At 74.9% G+C, this 15,559-nt stretch carries 12 protein-coding genes; 9 read left to right on the top strand and 3 right to left on the bottom strand.

The genetic code is table 11. The features are described from left to right. Positions 1-60: 60 nt before the first annotated feature. Positions 61-2,955 carry a beta-N-acetylglucosaminidase domain-containing protein gene (locus tag ACFVDP_RS42390; RefSeq protein WP_383502790.1) on the bottom strand — a complete coding sequence of 965 codons (2,895 nt, stop codon included), beginning with the start codon at positions 2,953-2,955 and terminating at the stop codon, positions 61-63. 235 nt (positions 2,956-3,190) lie between these two features. Between ACFVDP_RS42390 and ACFVDP_RS42385 the strand changes: the two genes are divergently transcribed. From ACFVDP_RS42385 to ACFVDP_RS42360, 6 genes are all read left to right on the top strand, one after another. Beyond that, positions 3,191-3,442 carry a hypothetical protein gene (locus ACFVDP_RS42385; protein ID WP_383502787.1) on the top strand — a complete coding sequence of 84 codons (252 nt, stop codon included), beginning with the start codon at positions 3,191-3,193 and terminating at the stop codon, positions 3,440-3,442. Then, entirely contained in the window at positions 3,439-5,493 is a 2,055-nt protein-coding gene (gene malQ / locus ACFVDP_RS42380) for a 4-alpha-glucanotransferase (RefSeq protein ID WP_383502784.1), read from the top strand. The genes ACFVDP_RS42385 and malQ overlap by 4 nt, the downstream gene beginning before the upstream one ends. Before the next feature lie 20 nt (positions 5,494-5,513). After that, complete coding sequence (locus tag ACFVDP_RS42375) at positions 5,514-5,753, top strand: hypothetical protein (protein WP_383502781.1); 240 nt, start codon at positions 5,514-5,516, stop codon at positions 5,751-5,753. Between the two features lie 220 nt (positions 5,754-5,973). Then, the gene (locus ACFVDP_RS42370; protein WP_383502778.1) at positions 5,974-7,425 is read left to right on the top strand and encodes an FAD-dependent monooxygenase; all 1,452 of its coding nucleotides are present in this window, start codon (positions 5,974-5,976) and stop codon (positions 7,423-7,425) included. Between the two features lie 27 nt (positions 7,426-7,452). Then, a complete protein-coding gene (locus ACFVDP_RS42365; protein ID WP_383502775.1) occupies positions 7,453-8,721 on the top strand; it encodes a sensor histidine kinase in 1,269 nt (422 codons plus the stop codon). Continuing rightward, complete coding sequence (locus tag ACFVDP_RS42360; protein WP_383502773.1) at positions 8,685-9,329, top strand: LuxR C-terminal-related transcriptional regulator; 645 nt, start codon at positions 8,685-8,687, stop codon at positions 9,327-9,329. The genes ACFVDP_RS42365 and ACFVDP_RS42360 overlap by 37 nt, the downstream gene beginning before the upstream one ends. Here ACFVDP_RS42360 and ACFVDP_RS42355 read toward each other — a convergent pair. Further along, a complete protein-coding gene (locus ACFVDP_RS42355; protein ID WP_383502771.1) occupies positions 9,326-9,829 on the bottom strand; it encodes a MarR family winged helix-turn-helix transcriptional regulator in 504 nt (167 codons plus the stop codon). The two genes, ACFVDP_RS42360 and ACFVDP_RS42355, sit on opposite strands and share 4 nt — an antisense overlap. Positions 9,830-9,980: 151 nt before the next feature. On the opposite strand from ACFVDP_RS42355, the gene ACFVDP_RS42350 reads away from it, so the two are divergent. From ACFVDP_RS42350 to ACFVDP_RS42340, 3 genes are read left to right on the top strand one after another with little or no spacing between them, the layout of a single operon-like run. Then, positions 9,981-11,198, top strand: a complete 1,218-nt coding sequence (locus ACFVDP_RS42350) for an MFS transporter (protein WP_383502768.1) — start codon at positions 9,981-9,983, stop codon at positions 11,196-11,198. Continuing rightward, complete coding sequence (locus tag ACFVDP_RS42345) at positions 11,195-12,109, top strand: EamA family transporter (protein WP_383502765.1); 915 nt, start codon at positions 11,195-11,197, stop codon at positions 12,107-12,109. The genes ACFVDP_RS42350 and ACFVDP_RS42345 overlap by 4 nt, the downstream gene beginning before the upstream one ends. 58 nt (positions 12,110-12,167) lie before the next feature. Beyond that, on the top strand, positions 12,168-14,264 hold the full coding sequence (locus tag ACFVDP_RS42340) for a hypothetical protein (protein WP_383502763.1): 2,097 nt from the start codon (positions 12,168-12,170) through the stop codon (positions 14,262-14,264). A gap of 10 nt (positions 14,265-14,274) precedes the next feature. On the opposite strand, the gene ACFVDP_RS42335 is transcribed toward ACFVDP_RS42340, so the two are convergent. Then, on the bottom strand, positions 14,275-15,543 hold the full coding sequence (locus tag ACFVDP_RS42335) for an MFS transporter (protein WP_383502760.1): 1,269 nt from the start codon (positions 15,541-15,543) through the stop codon (positions 14,275-14,277). Positions 15,544-15,559 lie beyond the last annotated feature (16 nt).

Raw genomic sequence — 15,559 nt, 5'->3', positions numbered from 1 at the left:
GAACAGTCTCACACCCCGTCTATCGACCGGCCCCCGGCGACCGGTTCGCGGCCGCCACACTCAGCCTCGCGGGCTCGCCACGGCGTACGCCTCCACCGACCACAGCGAGATCCCGTACTCCGTCGCCCGCGCGTCCCCGACGATCCGCACGAACCGCACGCCCCCGGCGTCCATCCGCACCGACTCCCGGCCGCCCTGCCCGTCCCGCACGGTCGCCGCCGTGCGCCAGGTGCGGCCGTCGGCGGAGGTCTGGACGCGGTACCGGGTCGCGTACGCGTCCTGCCAGCGCAGGACCACCCGGCCGAGCCGGACCGGCCCGGTGAACCCGGCCTGCCACCACTCGCCGTCCCGCGCCGGGGACGACCAACGGGTCGCGGCGCGGCCGTCGTTGGCGTCCTTCGCCGGGAAGTCCGGGGTCTCGTCGGCCGAGGACGACGCGGTGGCGGTGCGGGCCAGGTCGGGGCCCGCGGTGCGCGGGTAGGCGCGGACCGTCACCGTGCGGGTCTGGCCGCCGAAGGCGACCGGGACCTCGTACACCCCGGCCGGCGTGTCCCCGGGGACCGTGATCTCCACGGGGACGTCCACCCGCGTGCCGCGCGGGAGTTCGCACTCCGCCGGGGCCTGCGCCCTGATGCCGTACGGGGCCGTCGCCGTCACGCTGCCCCGCGTGTCCGCCGGGCGCTGAGCAGTCAGGTGCGCCGTCACCCGCTGGGGGCTGCCGCCGATCTCGGCGTCCGTCTCGGCGCGGGCGAGCGAGAGGGTGGCGGCGGGGGCGTCCGCGTACCAGGGGACGACGTGGTCGACGGCGGTGCCGGGCGCGCCCGGCACCCGGACCGCGTCCGCGCGGACGCCTCCGGCGTCCAGTTCCGTGAAGCCGCCGTCCGCGAGAGCGCCGAGTTGCCGCCAGCCCGCGCCGGGGACGTGCGCCTCGACCGTGCCGCGCGTGCCGGGGCTGCTCAGCACCGTGACCGTGGACAGGGCCCGCACGCGCGGGAGTCCGGCCCGCGCGCCCGCCGCCGCATCCGCCCGGCCGGTCCCCGCCCACGCCGCGAACGCCGCCTCGGCCTTCTTCAGGAACGGGGCCAGCACGCCCTCCCCGACCGTGACGCGGTGCCCGGCGAGCCGCGTACGCAGCCGCTCCAGACGGCGGGCCGCCGCCCAGGCCGCCGTGCCGTCGCCGCGCGCCGCCGCGTCCAGCATGTCGACGGCGGCCTCGCCCGCCCGCCCGTAGTCGCCCAGCTTGTCGCTCCAGGGGCGCACCTCGGCGCCGAGTTCTGTGCCCGCCAGCGCCTCCGGGACGGTGCGCATCGCGCCGAACGCTGCGCGCAGGGCGCGGGCCGTTTCGGCGCGGGCCGCGTCCGTCTCCGTACGGGCCTGCCAGAACGCGGCGACGAGCGGCCTCAGGTAGGCGGACTCCCGCGCGCCCAGGACCGAGGAGGCGTCGTTGCCCGCCAGCGCCGTCAGGGCCGCCGCCCTCGTCCCGTCGCCGCCCGCGAGATCGTCGACCGCCGCCTTCCACGACTGCTCGGGGCGGTAGTCGCGGGGGTTCCAGGCGTAGTCCGCCGCCGTGAAGAGCGCGACGCGGGAGGCGGCAGGCTGCTGCATCGCGTTGGCCAGCAGGGCGGCCGAGCCGGTGGCCACCGCCGGATCGCGGCCGGCGTACGGGCCGAGGAAGATCCGGCCCACCGCGTAGTCGTTGACCGGGTAGTTGTCCATCGTGAGCAGCGGATGCGCCGCGCCCGACGAGCCGAACGCCCTTCGTGCGTCGGCCAGTTCGCCGCCGGTGATGGTGCGCGGCACGACGCCCACCCCGGTCCACGCCACCTGCACCGTGCCGTCGAGCGCGTGCGCCAGCGCCGTGCGGTACCGCGTCGCGCCGTCCTGGTAGTACTCGGTGGGCATCAGCGACAGCGGCCCGGCGTCCGGGTGGCGGGCCGCCAGCTGCTCCGCCACCGCGTTCGCGACCCGCGCCTGTGCCCGCGCCGCCGCCTCCGGCCCCGAGCCGAACTCCTCGGCGTCCGCCGCGCAGTGCCACTCGCTGTACGACACGTCCTGGAACTGGAGCTGGAAGGCGCGCACGCCGAGCGCCCACATCGCGTCCAGCTTGCGGCTCAACGCCTTGATGTCGGCCGCCGACGACAGGCACATCGCCTGACCGGGGGCCACCGCCCAGCCGAGCGTGACGTGGTTGGCGCGGGCCCGTGCGGCCAGTTCGCGGAAGGCGGCGCGCTGCGCCGCCGGGTAGGGCTCGCGCCAGCGCGCCTGCCGGTACAGATCGTCGCCCGGCGCGTAGAGATAGTGGTTCTGCTTGGTGCGGCCCATGAAGTCGAGCTGCGCCAGACGCTGTTCGGTCGTCCACGGTGTGCCGTAGAAACCCTCGGTCAGACCGCGTACCGCCGTGCCCGGCCAGTCGCGTACGACCACTCCGGCGATCACGCGCCCCTCGGTCAGCTGCCGCAGCGTCTGCACCGCGTGGAACAGTCCGTCGCCGCCGACGCCCTCCAGCGCGACCGTCGGCCGCCCGGCCACGGACCCCACCGCGAGCCGGTAGCCGCCCGCGGGCAGATCCCGGCGGTGGCCGACCGTGACGACGAGCCCGGCGCCGGGCGCCCGGTGGGCTTCGTCGGTTTCGTCGGCTGCGTGGACCTCGCGGACGGCCCGCGCGCCCGCCCCGCGCAGCAGCGTGCGCAGCGCGTCCACCGCGTACGGGTCGCTGCCCGGGGAGACGGCCAGGGCCACGGCGCCGGGGGAGTCCGGCACCGTCACCCCGTGCTCCGAGGCCCGCATCGACCGGGGCCGCGGCCACACCGACGGCAGGCCCGACTCCGCCGCCGTGTCGTCCGCCGAGGTGCCCGGCACCTCGGGCACGGCCACCGCACCGGCCGCGCCGCCCAGTGTCCCCGCGATGACGGCGACCGCGACGGCGGCCGCCGTCCTCCTGCGCCGCAGCTGCACGGCATACCTCTCCTGCAAAGGGGGTCACAGTGGGTACCGACCCCACCACTCAACGGGGTCGGGTGTCAAAGCCCGCGGCTGGAAGGAGTTCTTCCTGTCTCTGATGCCCTTTGGTCAATTTCCTCTTGTCATTCACAATGTGACCAACAACACGTTGCCCGGTCGAACAGGTCTGGGCCGGGGATCTCTGGGTAGGCCTTCCGACTCACGACCCCCTTTGATGAAGGAGGCCCCCGTGGCCGCATCGGCTCAGCTTCTGCTCTCGGCCCTGTCCAAACACGCGGACCCCGTGCTGTCCGTGACGGACCCGCTGACCGGGATCGACACCCTCTACGGCACCGACAACACGACGACGTCGTCCTCCGAACTGCCACTGACCAGCGAACCGGCCTTTGCCGACTACGCGCCGCTGACCTCCGAGCCGCCGCTCTCCGACGAGCTGCCGCTGACCTCCGAGCCCACTCCGAGCGGCCTGGCCGCGGGGTGAGCCTGGCCCGGCTCGCCGAGCTGTACGGCGTGGCCACCTCCTACTCCCCGTCACCGGACAGCACCGTCCGGGCCTCCGACGCGGCGCTGACCGCCGCCCTCGCCGCCCTCGGCGTGGCCGCGGACGCCCCGGGCGCGCTCGCCGCCCGGGAGGCCGAACTCGCCGCCCGCCCGGTGCCGCCGACCGTCGTGCTCTGGTCCGACGGCTCCACCCCCGACTGGCTGCGGGCACTGCCCGACCGGGCCCGGCTCGCCCTCCGCCCCGAAGGCGCGCGGGAGTTCACCGCCTGGGACCCGGCGGTGCCGCCACCGCCCGGCGTGCACCGGTTACGGGTCGAGGACCCCGACGGCAGCGGCACCGAGGCCCACCTCGTCGTGGCCCCGCCCGCCGCCCCGCTCCCGGCGGGCCGCAGCCACGGCCTGCTGGTCCAGCTGTACTCCCTGCTCTCCACCCGCTCCTGGGGCATGGGCGACCTCGCCGACCTCGCCGATCTGGCGTCCTGGTCGGCCCGCACCCACGGCGTCGGCTTCCTCCAGGTCAACCCGCTGCACGCGGCCGTCCCCGCCGCGCCCGACGGCGCCATGGACCCCTCCCCGTACCGACCCTCCTCCCGCCGCTTCCCCGACCCCGTGCACCTGCGGATCGAGGACATCCCCGAGTACGCGCACGTGCCCGGCCGGGACCGCGAGGCCGCGGCCCTGCGCGAAGCGGTCCTCCGCAAGGGGGAGTTGATCGACCGGGACGCGGTCTGGGCGCTGAAGCGCGCGGTCCTTGAGACGCTCGTCCGGGACGTCCCGCTCACCCCCGGCCGCCGCGCCGCCTACTGCGACTACCTCGCCGAGCAGGGCACCGCCCTGGAGGACCACGCCACTTATCAGGCGCTCGCCGAGCGGCACGGCCCCGACTGGCACACCTGGCCCGCCGCGCTCCGGGACCCGCGCTCGCCGGAGACCGCCCGCGCCCGGCGGGACGCCATGGACCGCGTCGACTTCCACAGCCGGCTCGCCTGGCTCACCGACACCCAGCTCGCCGCCGCCCAGCACACCGCCCGCGAGGCGGGCATGCCGATCGGGCTCGTGCACGACCTCGCCGTCGGCGTGCACCCCGGCGGCGCCGACGCCTGGGCGCAGCGCGACGTCTTCGCGCAGGGCATGAGCGTGGGCGCCCCGCCCGACGCGTTCAACGCGCGGGGCCAGGACTGGGGCCTGCCGCCCTGGCGCCCCGACCGCCTCGCCGAGACCGGCTACGCCCCCTTCCGCGCCCTCCTGCACGACCTGATGCGGCACGCGGGCGCCGTCCGCATCGACCACGTCATGGGCCTGTTCCGGCTCTGGTGGATCCCCGAGGGCGAGGCGCCCACCGGGGGCTGTTACGTCCACTACGACGCCGAGGCCATGCTCGCGGTGCTGCTCCTGGAGGCGTCGCGCACGGGCACGTACGTCATCGGGGAGGACCTCGGCACGGTCGAGCCCGGCGTCCGCGAGACGCTGCACGCGCGCGGGGTGCTCGGCACCTCCGTGCTCTGGTTCGAGCGGGACTGGGACGCCCCGGGGGCGCCGCCCGTGCCCGCCGAGCGGTGGCGCACGGACTGCGTGGCCACCGCCACCACCCACGACCTGCCGTCCACCGCGGCCCGGCTCACCGGCGACGACGTGCGCCTGCGTGAACGACTCGGCCTCTCCACGGCCACCCCGGCCGAGGCGGCGGCGGAGGTCGCCGAATGGCTCGGCCTGTTCGCCCGGCTCGGCCTCCTCGCGGGCGCGCCCGGCGACGAGGAGGAGTCGGTCCGCGCCGTCCACCGCTTCCTGCTGCGCACCCCGGCCCGGATGACGGGGATCTGGCTGCCCGACCTGGTCGGCGACCGGCGCCCGCAGAATCTGCCCGGGACGTGGGACGAGTACCCCAACTGGCGGCTTCCCGTCGCCGACGCCGACGGCCGCCCCGTCACCCTGGAGGACATCGCCGCTTCCCCGCGCGCACACGCCCTGCTCAGCGTGTTCCGGGCGCCCGATGTGCCTCTTACAGGCCCCCCGGACGCGCGGACCGTTTAGGCGTTCGCTACGTTGGCACCGTGGACAAGAAGAACGCCCTGCGCGCCGGCGCCCTGGCTTCCGGTACGACGCTGATGATGCTGCTCATGTCGTCCCCCGCGCTCGCGCTCACGCGCGACGACGGTGACGACCCGGGACCCGGCCTGAGCGCGATCGACACGATCGGCCTGTTCGTCGTGGCTCCGCTCGCCATCTTCGCGATCATCGCCGGTCTGGTGATCCTCGGCGACAAGTCCCGCAAGCAGCCCAAGCAGGGCTGACCCGCACACTCCCGACGAGGGCGCCCGCCACGGCTCAGCCGCGGCGGGTGCCCTCGACGCGTTCCATGGGCAGACCTTTTGGGGAGCGGGCCCTCCTCGCCGCCGAAGTGGCGCATCATCATGGGCGGACCGATCCGTGCGTCGCGCGCGACGGCACGGCGGTTCTACGGTGCCGACAAGCGTCGACCCACCTGTGCTGACTCCGGCCCTGGGAGGCCCCATGAACGGCACCGCGCACTCCGTGATCGTCGTCGGCTCCGGCCCCACGGGCCTGCTGCTCGCCGGGGACCTGGCAGCCGCCGGCGTCCACGTGACCCTCGTAGAGAAGCGCCCGCACGGGATCAGCAACCTCTCCCGCGCCTTCGTCGTGCACGCCCGCACCCTGGAACAGCTCGACGCGCGCGGCCTCGCCGACGAGATCGAGTCCCTCGGCAAGCCGCTCGGCCGGCTCCGCCTCTTCGGCGGGCTCACCATCGACCTCACCGTCCTGCCCTCCCGCTTCAACCACCTGCTCGTCCTGCCCCAGTACGAGGTCGAGAAGGCCCTGGAGCGGCGGGCCGTCGAGGCCGGGGTCTCCTTCGCGTACGAGACCGAGGTGACGGGCCTGGTCCAGGGCGCGGACGGCGTCACCCTCCAGGTCCGGCGCGGCGACGGCGAACCCGGCGAGCTGAGCGCCGCGTACGTCGTCGGCGCCGACGGCATGCGCAGCTCCGTGCGCGGGGCCGTGGGGCTGCCCTTCCCCGGCCGGTCCGTCATCCGCTCGGTCGTCCTCGCCGACGTACGGCTCGCCGAGCAGCCGCAGGACCTGCTCACGGTGAACACCGTCGGCGACGCCTTCGCCTTCATCGCGCCCTTCGGCGACGGCTACCACCGCGTCATCGGCTGGAACCGCGCCCACGACGTCCCCGACGACGAACCCCTCGGCCTCGACGAGATCAGGGAGATCGTCCGGCTCGCCCTCGGCCGCGACTTCGGCATGCACGACGCCCGCTGGATGTCCCGCTTCCACAGCGACGAACGCCAGGCACCGCACTACCGGGTGGGCCGGGTCCTGCTCGCCGGGGACGCCGCGCACGTGCACACACCGGCCGGCGGCCAGGGCATGAACACCGGGCTCCAGGACGCGGCGAACCTGGGCTGGAAGCTGGCCGCCGTCCTCAACGGCCGCGCTTCGGAAACCCTGTTGGACACCTACGAGGCCGAGCGCCACCCCGTCGGCCGGGCCGTGCTGCGCAGCAGCGGCGGCATCGTACGGATGGCGATGGCCAAGCGCCCGTGGACGCGCGCCGGCCGCGCCGTGCTCACGGGGGTCATCGGCCGGATCGGCCCGGCCCGTACCCGCGCCGTCGGCCAGGTCACCGGCATCGGCGTCCGCTATCCGGCGCCCAGGGGGGCCCACGCGCTGGTCGGCAGGCGGGTCCCCGACATCGCGCTCGACGGCGGCACCAGGCTCTACGAGGCCTTGCGCGCAGGCGAGTTCGTGCTGATCCTGCCCCAGGGGGAGACGTACAAGAGCGGCGCCGTGCGGGTCGCGCACTGGGCGAGCGGGCGGCGCACGGCACTGCTCGTGCGGCCCGACGGATACGCGGCCTGGGCGACGGACGCGCTGGCGGAAGGGGGAGTTAAGTCCACCGACTTCCCCGGGGAGTTCGCCGGATACTCGTTGCGCTAGCCGGAACGAGACGGGGAGTTGGGGATCATGAAGGCGTTCACGGGGATCAGGCGCTGCCATCAGCAGGCGTGGCTCTGGGTGGCGGCCATGCACTGGACGACCACGGCCGTGACGGCCGCGCTCCTCCCGCTGCCGGGGCTGCTGCGCTGGTCCGTCGCGGGCATGCACCGCCTCACCGACCGGCAGCGCTCCCTCGCCGGTGCCTGGTCCGGCACCCCCGTCGCATCGCCGCCCCGGCCCCCGGCGCCGCGCGGCAGGCCGCCCCTGGAACTCGCGGCCCGCTGGAAGTGGCTGATGAGCGACCCGCGCGACGTGCGCGGCTGGCGGTGGACCGCGCTGCACTCCTGCCCCGCCGGCCTGCTGGTCTGCGCCCCCCTCTCGCTCGTCCTGTACGGCCTCTACGGCTTCTTCCTGGCCGCGTTCGGGCCGTCGCTCACGGCGCGCAACGCGAACCTGAGGGGCAGCCTCTGGTACACGGGGTTCGAGGTGACGGACGGTACGGCCGCCGCGCTGGCGGCCGTCTGCGGGGCGGTCCTCGTGCTGACGGGCCTGGCGACGGCGCCCGCCGCCGTCGCCCTGCACAGCCGCTTCGTCCGCGCCACCCTGACCCCCAGCTCGCAGGAGATGATGACCGCCCGCATCGCCCACCTCGCCGCGACCCGCTCCGACGCCGTGGACACCTCGGCGGCCGAACTGCGCCGCATCGAGCGCGACCTGCACGACGGCGCGCAGGCCCGCCTGGTGGCGATGGGCATGACCCTGGACGCCGCCGAGCACCGCCTCAAGGACGACCCGGAGGCCGCGGGTGTGCTGCTCGCCGAGGCCAGGGCGTCGTCGTCGGCCGCGCTGAAGGAACTGCGCGACCTGGTCCGCGGCATCCACCCGCCGGTCCTCGCCGACCGCGGACTCGCCGACGCCGTACGGTCGTTGGCGCTGCTCAGCCCGCTGGAGACGGAGGTCACGGTCGAGCTGCCGGCCCGCCCGGAGCCGCCCGTGGAGTCCGCCGTGTACTTCGCGGTCGCCGAGACGGTCACCAACGCCGCCAAGCACGCGGACGCCGCCCGCCTGTGGATCGACATCTCCTACGACGCGGTGGGCGGGCTGCTGCGGGTCGGGGTCACCGACGACGGCCGCGGCGGCGCCGACCCGGCGCGCGGCAGCGGCCTCGCGGGCATCGAGCGGCGCCTGGCCACCTTCGACGGGATCCTCGCCGTCCACAGCCCGGCGGGCGGGCCGACCCAGATCTCGATGGAGGTGCCGTGCGCGTTGTCGTCGCCGAAGACCACTTCCTGCTGAGGGACGGTCTCATCCGGCTCCTGGCGGCGTACGGCCACGAGGTCGCCGCTGCCGTGGACAACGGGCCCGACCTGCTGGGCGCCCTCGTCGCCGAGAAACCGGACGTCGCGATCGTCGACGTACGCCTGCCGCCGGACTTCGGCGACGAGGGCCTGCGCGCGGCGCTCGCGGCCCGCGCACGTGTGCCGGGCCTGCCGGTGCTGCTGCTCTCCCAGTACGTGGAGCCCCTGTACGCGCGGGAGTTGCTGGCCGACGGCGCGGGCGCCGTCGGCTATGTGCTGAAGGACCGGGTGACGGACGGCGCCGCGTTCCTGGCCACCATCGGCCAGGTCGCCGACGGCGGCACGGTGATGGACCCCGAGGTCGTCTCCAAGCTGCTCGCCCGCAAGGTGCGCGACCGGCGCCTCGGCTCCCTGACGGCGCGCGAGCGCGAGGTGCTGGGACTGCTGGCACAGGGCCGGTCCAACGCGGGCGTCGCGGAGTCCCTGTTCGTCACCGAGAAGGCCGTCGCCAAGCACATCGGCAACATCTTCACCAAGCTCGGCCTGTACCCGGGTGAGAGCGACAACCGGCGCGTGCTCGCCGTCCTCGCCTACCTGGAGGGCTAGTCGACCGACGCCGCTGTGGTGAGCAACTGGCGGAGCAACGAGGTGAGTTGCTCGGCCTGGTCCGCGTCGAGCGCGCCTTCCAGTGCCTGCTTCTGCACGGCGAGCCCGGCGCCCACCGCCTCGTCCACGAGTGCGAGGCCCTCCTCGGTGAGGGTGACCTGGAGGCCGCGCCGGTCGTGCGGATCCGGTGAGCGGCGCACCAGGCCGCGCCGCTCCAGCTTGTCGAGCCGCCCCGTCATCCCGCCCGTCGTCAGCATCAGCGTCTCCGACAGCCGGCGCGGCGAGAGGCTGAACGGGGCGTCCGCGCGGCGCAGCGTCGCGAGCACGTCGAACTCGCCGCGCGCGATGCCGAAACGCGCGTACGCCGCCTCGACGCGGCCGCCCATGGCGCGGGACAGCCGGTAGACGCGGCCGAAGACCTCCATGGCGGTGGTGTCCAGGTCGGGGCGGACCGCCGCCCACTGCTCGATGATCGCGTCGACGGCGTCCTTGTCGGTCATCTCCCCAGTATCGGCACCCGGTCGCTTCCCGGCAAGAAAGTAGCTTGACGGAAAGTAGCTTACGACTAAGCTACTTTCCATCGAGCTACTTGAGGGGTGGGGTCCTGTGCGGAACAAGCGGGAAGTGCGACGCGTACCCGGCGAAAGATCGATGACCTTCGCCGCCGCGGTGAACGGCGTCGGCAACGGCATGTACATCCCGTTCACGCTGGTCTTCTTCCACCACGTGACGGGCCTGTCCTTCCCGGTCGTCGGCGCGGTCCTCACCGTCACGGGCCTGATCGGGATGGGCGCGCTGCCGGTCGCGGGCGCGGCGGTGGACCGGTTCGGGGCGCGCCCCGTCCAGTACGTCCTCTACGCGGCCCGCGCGCTCGGCTTCGTCCTCTACCCGGCCGCCCACGCGCTGCCCGCCTTCGCGGCGGTGGTCCTGGTGACGGCGGCCGCCGACCGGGCGTTCCCCGCGGTGCAGTCCGCGCTGATCGGTGAAGTGGCGCGGGGCGCCGACCGGGACCGGCTCCAGGCGGCGCTGCGCGCGCTGACCAACGGCGGCCTCGGCGCGGGCTCGCTCCTCGCGACGCTGGTGATCGGGGTCGCGGGCAGCGGCGCCTACACGTACGCGGCCTGGGGGAACGCGCTGAGCTTCGCGGTGGCGGCCCTGCTGCTGCGCCCCCTGCGTCCGGTCCGCGCCGCGCCGGGCGCCCGCCGCAGAGCGGGCTACCGACTGGTCGCCGCCGACCGGCCCTTCCTCATCCTGACCTCGGCGAACTTCCTCAACGCCCTGTCCTACTCGGCCCTTTCGGTGCTCTTCCCGCTCTTCGTCGTGCAGTGGCTGCACGCCCCGGGTGTCCTCACCGGCACCGCCTTCACGGTCAACACGGTGCTGTGCGGGGCCGTCGGGGTGCTCGTCGCCGGCCGGGTGCGCGGCGCGGGCGCGCGGCGGACGCGGGCGGCGGCGCTCGGCGGGACGCTGTTCGCGGCGTCGTTCGCGGGCCTCGCCGTGGTCGGCTCCGCCCGGTCGGCCTCCGGATGGCTGATCGGGGCGCTCCTGGTCGCGCTGGTCGTCCTCTACACGCTCGGCGAGCTGATCCACAGCCCGGCCGCCGAGGTCCTCGCCGTCTCGGCGGCGCCGGAGGCGGTGCGCGGCCGGTACATGGCGACGTACCAGCTCTCCTGGTCACTGGCGAAGGCGCTCGCGCCGTCCCTGTTCACCACGCTGCTCGCGGTCGACGGCCGGGTGCCGTGGCTGTTCCTGATCGGTACGTCGCTGCTCGCGGCCGGGATGCTGCTGCGGGTCGAACGGCGGCTCCCGGTGGACTCGGTGGTCGTGGCCCGGTCCCCGCAGGCCGCCGCCGTGGTGAGGGCGGCATGAGGCGCGCGCCGACGGTCCTGCTGACCGCGCTCGCCCCGGTCTCCTGGGGATCCACGTACGCGGTGACGACCGAACTCCTGCCCCCGGACCGCCCGTTGTTCACCGCGGCGATGCGCGCGCTGCCCGCCGGGCTGCTGCTCCTGCTGCTGGCGCGGCGCCTGCCGAAGGGGGAGTGGTGGTGGCGCTCCGCCGTGCTCGGGGCGCTGAACATCGGGGCGTTCTTCCCGCTGCTGTTCCTCGCCGCGTACCGGCTGCCGGGCGGGCTCGCGGCGGTGGTCGGCGCGACGGGGCCGCTGTTCGTGGCGGGACTCGCGGTGCCGCTGCTCGGGCAACTCCCCACCCGGCGACACCTGGTGGCGGGGGTGACGGCGGCGCTCGGGGTGGGTCTGGTCGTGCTGCGGGCGGCGGGCGCCCTCGACGCGCTCGGGGTGGCGGCGGCCGTGGCGTCCACCGCCTCGATGTCGGCCGGCACGGTCCTGACGAAGCGGTGGGGGCGCCCGGAGGGTGTCGGTCCGCTGGCGCTCACCGGCTGGCAGCTGACGGCCGGCGGTCTGCTGATCGCCCCGCTCGCCCTGCTCGTCGAGGGCCCGCCGCCCGCGCTCGACGGCCGGGCGCTGACCGGCTACGCCTACCTGGCCCTGGCCAACACGGCGGTCGCGTACTGGCTCTGGTTCCGCGGCATCGGCCGGCTCACCGCCACCCAGGTCACGCTGCTCGGCCCGCTGTCGCCGCTGACGGCGGCGGTGATCGGCTGGGCGGCTCTCGGGCAGCAGCTCACGGCGCTCCAACTGGTGGGAATGGTGCTGGCGCTGGGGGCGACGGTGCTGGGGCAGCGCCCCGCGCGACCGCCCGGTCCGGCTGACCGTGAGCGCAGCCGATCGGAGCATCAACAGGGCGTCGCAGCAAGGTAGTTGACGCGTCATGTGCACGACTCTGTGCCGCGCGCGGCCGGGTTCGTATGGTGAGGAGATGACGGGGGAAACGGGAGACGATGCCCTGAGCCTGGAGGAAAGGGTTCAGACGCACATCTGCGACGAAGGCGCCGCCGTCGTGCTGCGCTCCGAGTCCAAGCTGCCCGAGGCGATGCGGTCCTGGGGTGCCGAGCGCGTCGTCGCCGCGACGGTCGTCCGGGACGCGCTGCGCCGCCGGGTCGCCGGGCGGGACGGCTCGCACGGCGTGCACCTGCAAGGTCTGGTGATCGACGGGCACCTCGACCTCGACTGCCTGACCACCGAGGCCAACGTGCGCCTGGTCGACTGCCACTTCCGCGACGGCCTCTCGCTGCGCAACGCGCGCCTGTCGTCGCTCGACCTCAGCGGCAGCCTCTTCGAGGACGGGGCCGGGCCGTGCGTCTGGGCCGACAACCTCGTCCTCCGCTTCGACCTGCGGATGGAGCGCGCCCACGTGCTCGGCAACGCCCACGATGTCGCCCTGTCCCTGCACGGGGCGCACATATCCGGCTGCCTGTTCGCCACCGGCATCGTCATCGGCCATGCGCGGGGCCCGGCCGTGGACGCCACCAACCTCGTGGTCAAGGGCGATCTGCACCTCAACCGGGGCACGATCGCCGGGCACCACCGCACCGCCGCGCTGACCCTGCGCGGGGCCAGCGTCGGCGGCCGGGTGCAGCTCGCGGGGACCGTCCTGCGCAACGACCGGGGCCCGGCCGTCCAGGCCGACCGGATGCGGGTCACCACCGGGCTGCGCATGCGCGGCGCCATCGCGACCGGGACCGACGACAAGTACGCCATCGTGTCGCTGGTCGACGCGGTCGTCGGCGGCAAGGTCGACCTGCGCCAGACCAGGATCGACAACACCGCGGGCCCGGCCCTCGTCGCGAGCAGGCTGAAGGTCGAGGGCGACCTGAACCTCGACGAGAGCCGCGTCACCGGCACCGGCGAGCGGCCCACTGTGAACCTGTTCAACACCTTTGTGGCGGGCACGCTGTCCATGACGGGCGCCCGCCACACCAACAGCAGCGGCTGCGCGCTCAACGCCCAGCGGGCCGTCGTCGACGGCGACGTACGGCTCGACAGGTCCCGGTTCAGGAGCCGCACCGACCGGGCCGCCGCCGTCAACGTGTTCAACGCCCAGGTCGGCGGCTACATGTCCCTGTCCAGGGCCCGGATCGTCAACCAGCTGGGGACCGCCCTGTTCGCCGTCCAGCTCAAGGTCTCCGGCGACCTGCGGCTCGATCAGGGGTTCAGGGCGGCGGGAGGCGGCACCGACGGCGCGGTGCGGCTGCACGCGTCCCGGATCGGCGGCGTCCTCGACATCCGGACGGCCCGGCTCACCGCGACCCGGGGGCCGGCCCTGTCCGCCCGGTCGATGGAGGTCCTCGCCGACCTGAGGGCCGACGCCGTCACCGTCAGATCGCGGGGCGCGGCCGGGGCGACCGCGCTGCCGCCCATGATCGACCTGCGCGACACCAGCGTCCGCGGGCGGCTCGCGATGTCACCGCAGACCATCGCCGACAACCGGGCCGCCGTCCGGCGCAAGCTCATCGCCCTCGACGACATGGTCTTCGGCGTCCTGGACCCGCGGATCTCCGTGAAGGACTGGATCCACGTCCTGGCCCACGACACCCCCGCGTACACCTCGCAGCCCTATCAGCACCTCGCGGGCCTGTACCGGGACCAGGGCGACGAGCGCGACGCGCGGCAGGTCCTCATGGCGCAGTACCGGGACCAGCTGACCCGCTCCGACGGGCAGGGCTTCTTCGTGCGCGCCTGGCAGAAGACCGCGGGCCTGACCATCGGCTTCGGGCACCAGCCCTGGCGGGCGGTGTTCGGGCTCGTCGCGATCTTCGTCGTCATGGGCATGCTGGCCCTGTGGGCCGGTGGGCTGACCGGCGCCGACTGCCACGCGGTGCAGCGGATCGGCCGCGCCGTGGAGGCGAGCCTGCCGCTGATCCGCGTGCAGCAGCTCGAAGGCTGCTCGGCCGACGACGGCACGGCGGGCCTGGCCTTCATCCTCGCGACCTGGGTCGCCCAGGTCACCGCCTGGATGTTCGCCACCCTCTTCATCGTGGGCCTCACCACGGCGGTGCGCCGGCGCCCGTCCTGACGGGGAGCGGTCAGGAGGCCGCCGGCACAGGTGCGGCGCCGGGCGCGGGCAGGGACGCCAACCGGTCCGCGCACCAACGGCGTTGGAGCAGCGAGAGGCCCAGGATGCCCGCGCCGAGGACGAGCCAGCCGGCCGGGCCCGCCGCCATCACCCCCGACGTCAGTACGGGCGGGCCGACCGACTTCTCGATGGACTGCGACATCCCGGCCACGCCCAGATAGGCGGGACGCTCCCGCTCCGGGGCCAGGCAGACGGCCAGTTCCCAGGAGCTGACGGAGCGCATCAGTTCGGCCAGCGTGATCAGCGCCGTACAGGCGAGAAGCAGCACGGACGCCGGCCAGGCGCCGACCGCGCCGGACAGAGGGAGCAGGACGCAGGCGAGCGCGATCAGCAGGCCGTACCGGGGCAGCGCGCGCAGGGCGCCGTCCGGGCCCGGGTGGCGCGCGGTGACGCGGAGCTGGAGCAGCACGACCAGCGCTGTGTTGAGCACGAGGAACGCGGGGACGAGGGCGTGCGGCGCGTCGGTGCGGTGGACCAGCCACAGCGGCAGCCCCACGTCGAGGACGGCGCCGTCCAGGGTCAGCGGGATGTCGAGCAGCACGAAGAGCAGATAGCCCCGGTCGCGCCAGGGGCCGCCCGTGGGTGCTTGCCGGTGGGCGCGGGCGGCGGGCGGGCGGCGCGCCGAGGTGCGGGCCACGAGCGCCGCCGCGGCGACGAACGACGCGGCGTCCGCCAGGATCAGCGCGTGGTAGGCGCCGAGCGTGCCCACGGCGAGCCCGATCGCGGCGACCCCGGCACCGGCCCCGTACGCGGCGTTGGCGACACTGCGCGACAGCGCCTGGTAGACGGCCCGGCGGTCCCCGGCCGCCTCCGTCGCGAAGATCATCTCCAGGGTCTTCGCCGTCCGGTCCCCGGCGCAGATCACCGCGACGGCGGGCAGCAGCGCCCAGAAGCTGTGCAGCGCCAGCAGGGCGAGGACCGCCCCGAGCCGCAGCGCGTGGCACCAGATCAGCAGCGTCCGGACCGGGAACCGCTGGGCGAGCCGTCCGCCCACCGGTGAACCGGCGATACCCGCGACCCCGGCCACGCCGAGCAGCAGCCCCACCTGCCCGCCGTCCAGGCCGGTGACGAAGGTGAAGTACAGCACCGCGGCGGCCGCCCACACGCCCGTCCCGGCCCGGTCGAGGAACTGCCCGCACAGCATCAGCCGGGCGTCGCGTCCGCCCGGTGGCCGCCGCAGCCCCGCCAACAGCCCGTCCCCGCACCGCCGTTGCCGCACCGAGCCCCGCCTCCCC

Origin of the sequence: Streptomyces sp. NPDC057694, from assembly GCF_042799415.1 — a bacterium.
Classification (GTDB): Bacteria; Actinomycetota; Actinomycetes; order Streptomycetales; family Streptomycetaceae; genus Streptomyces.
The sequence above is the reverse complement of the archived record's forward strand: the minus strand, read 5'-3'. Positions and strand labels throughout refer to the sequence as shown.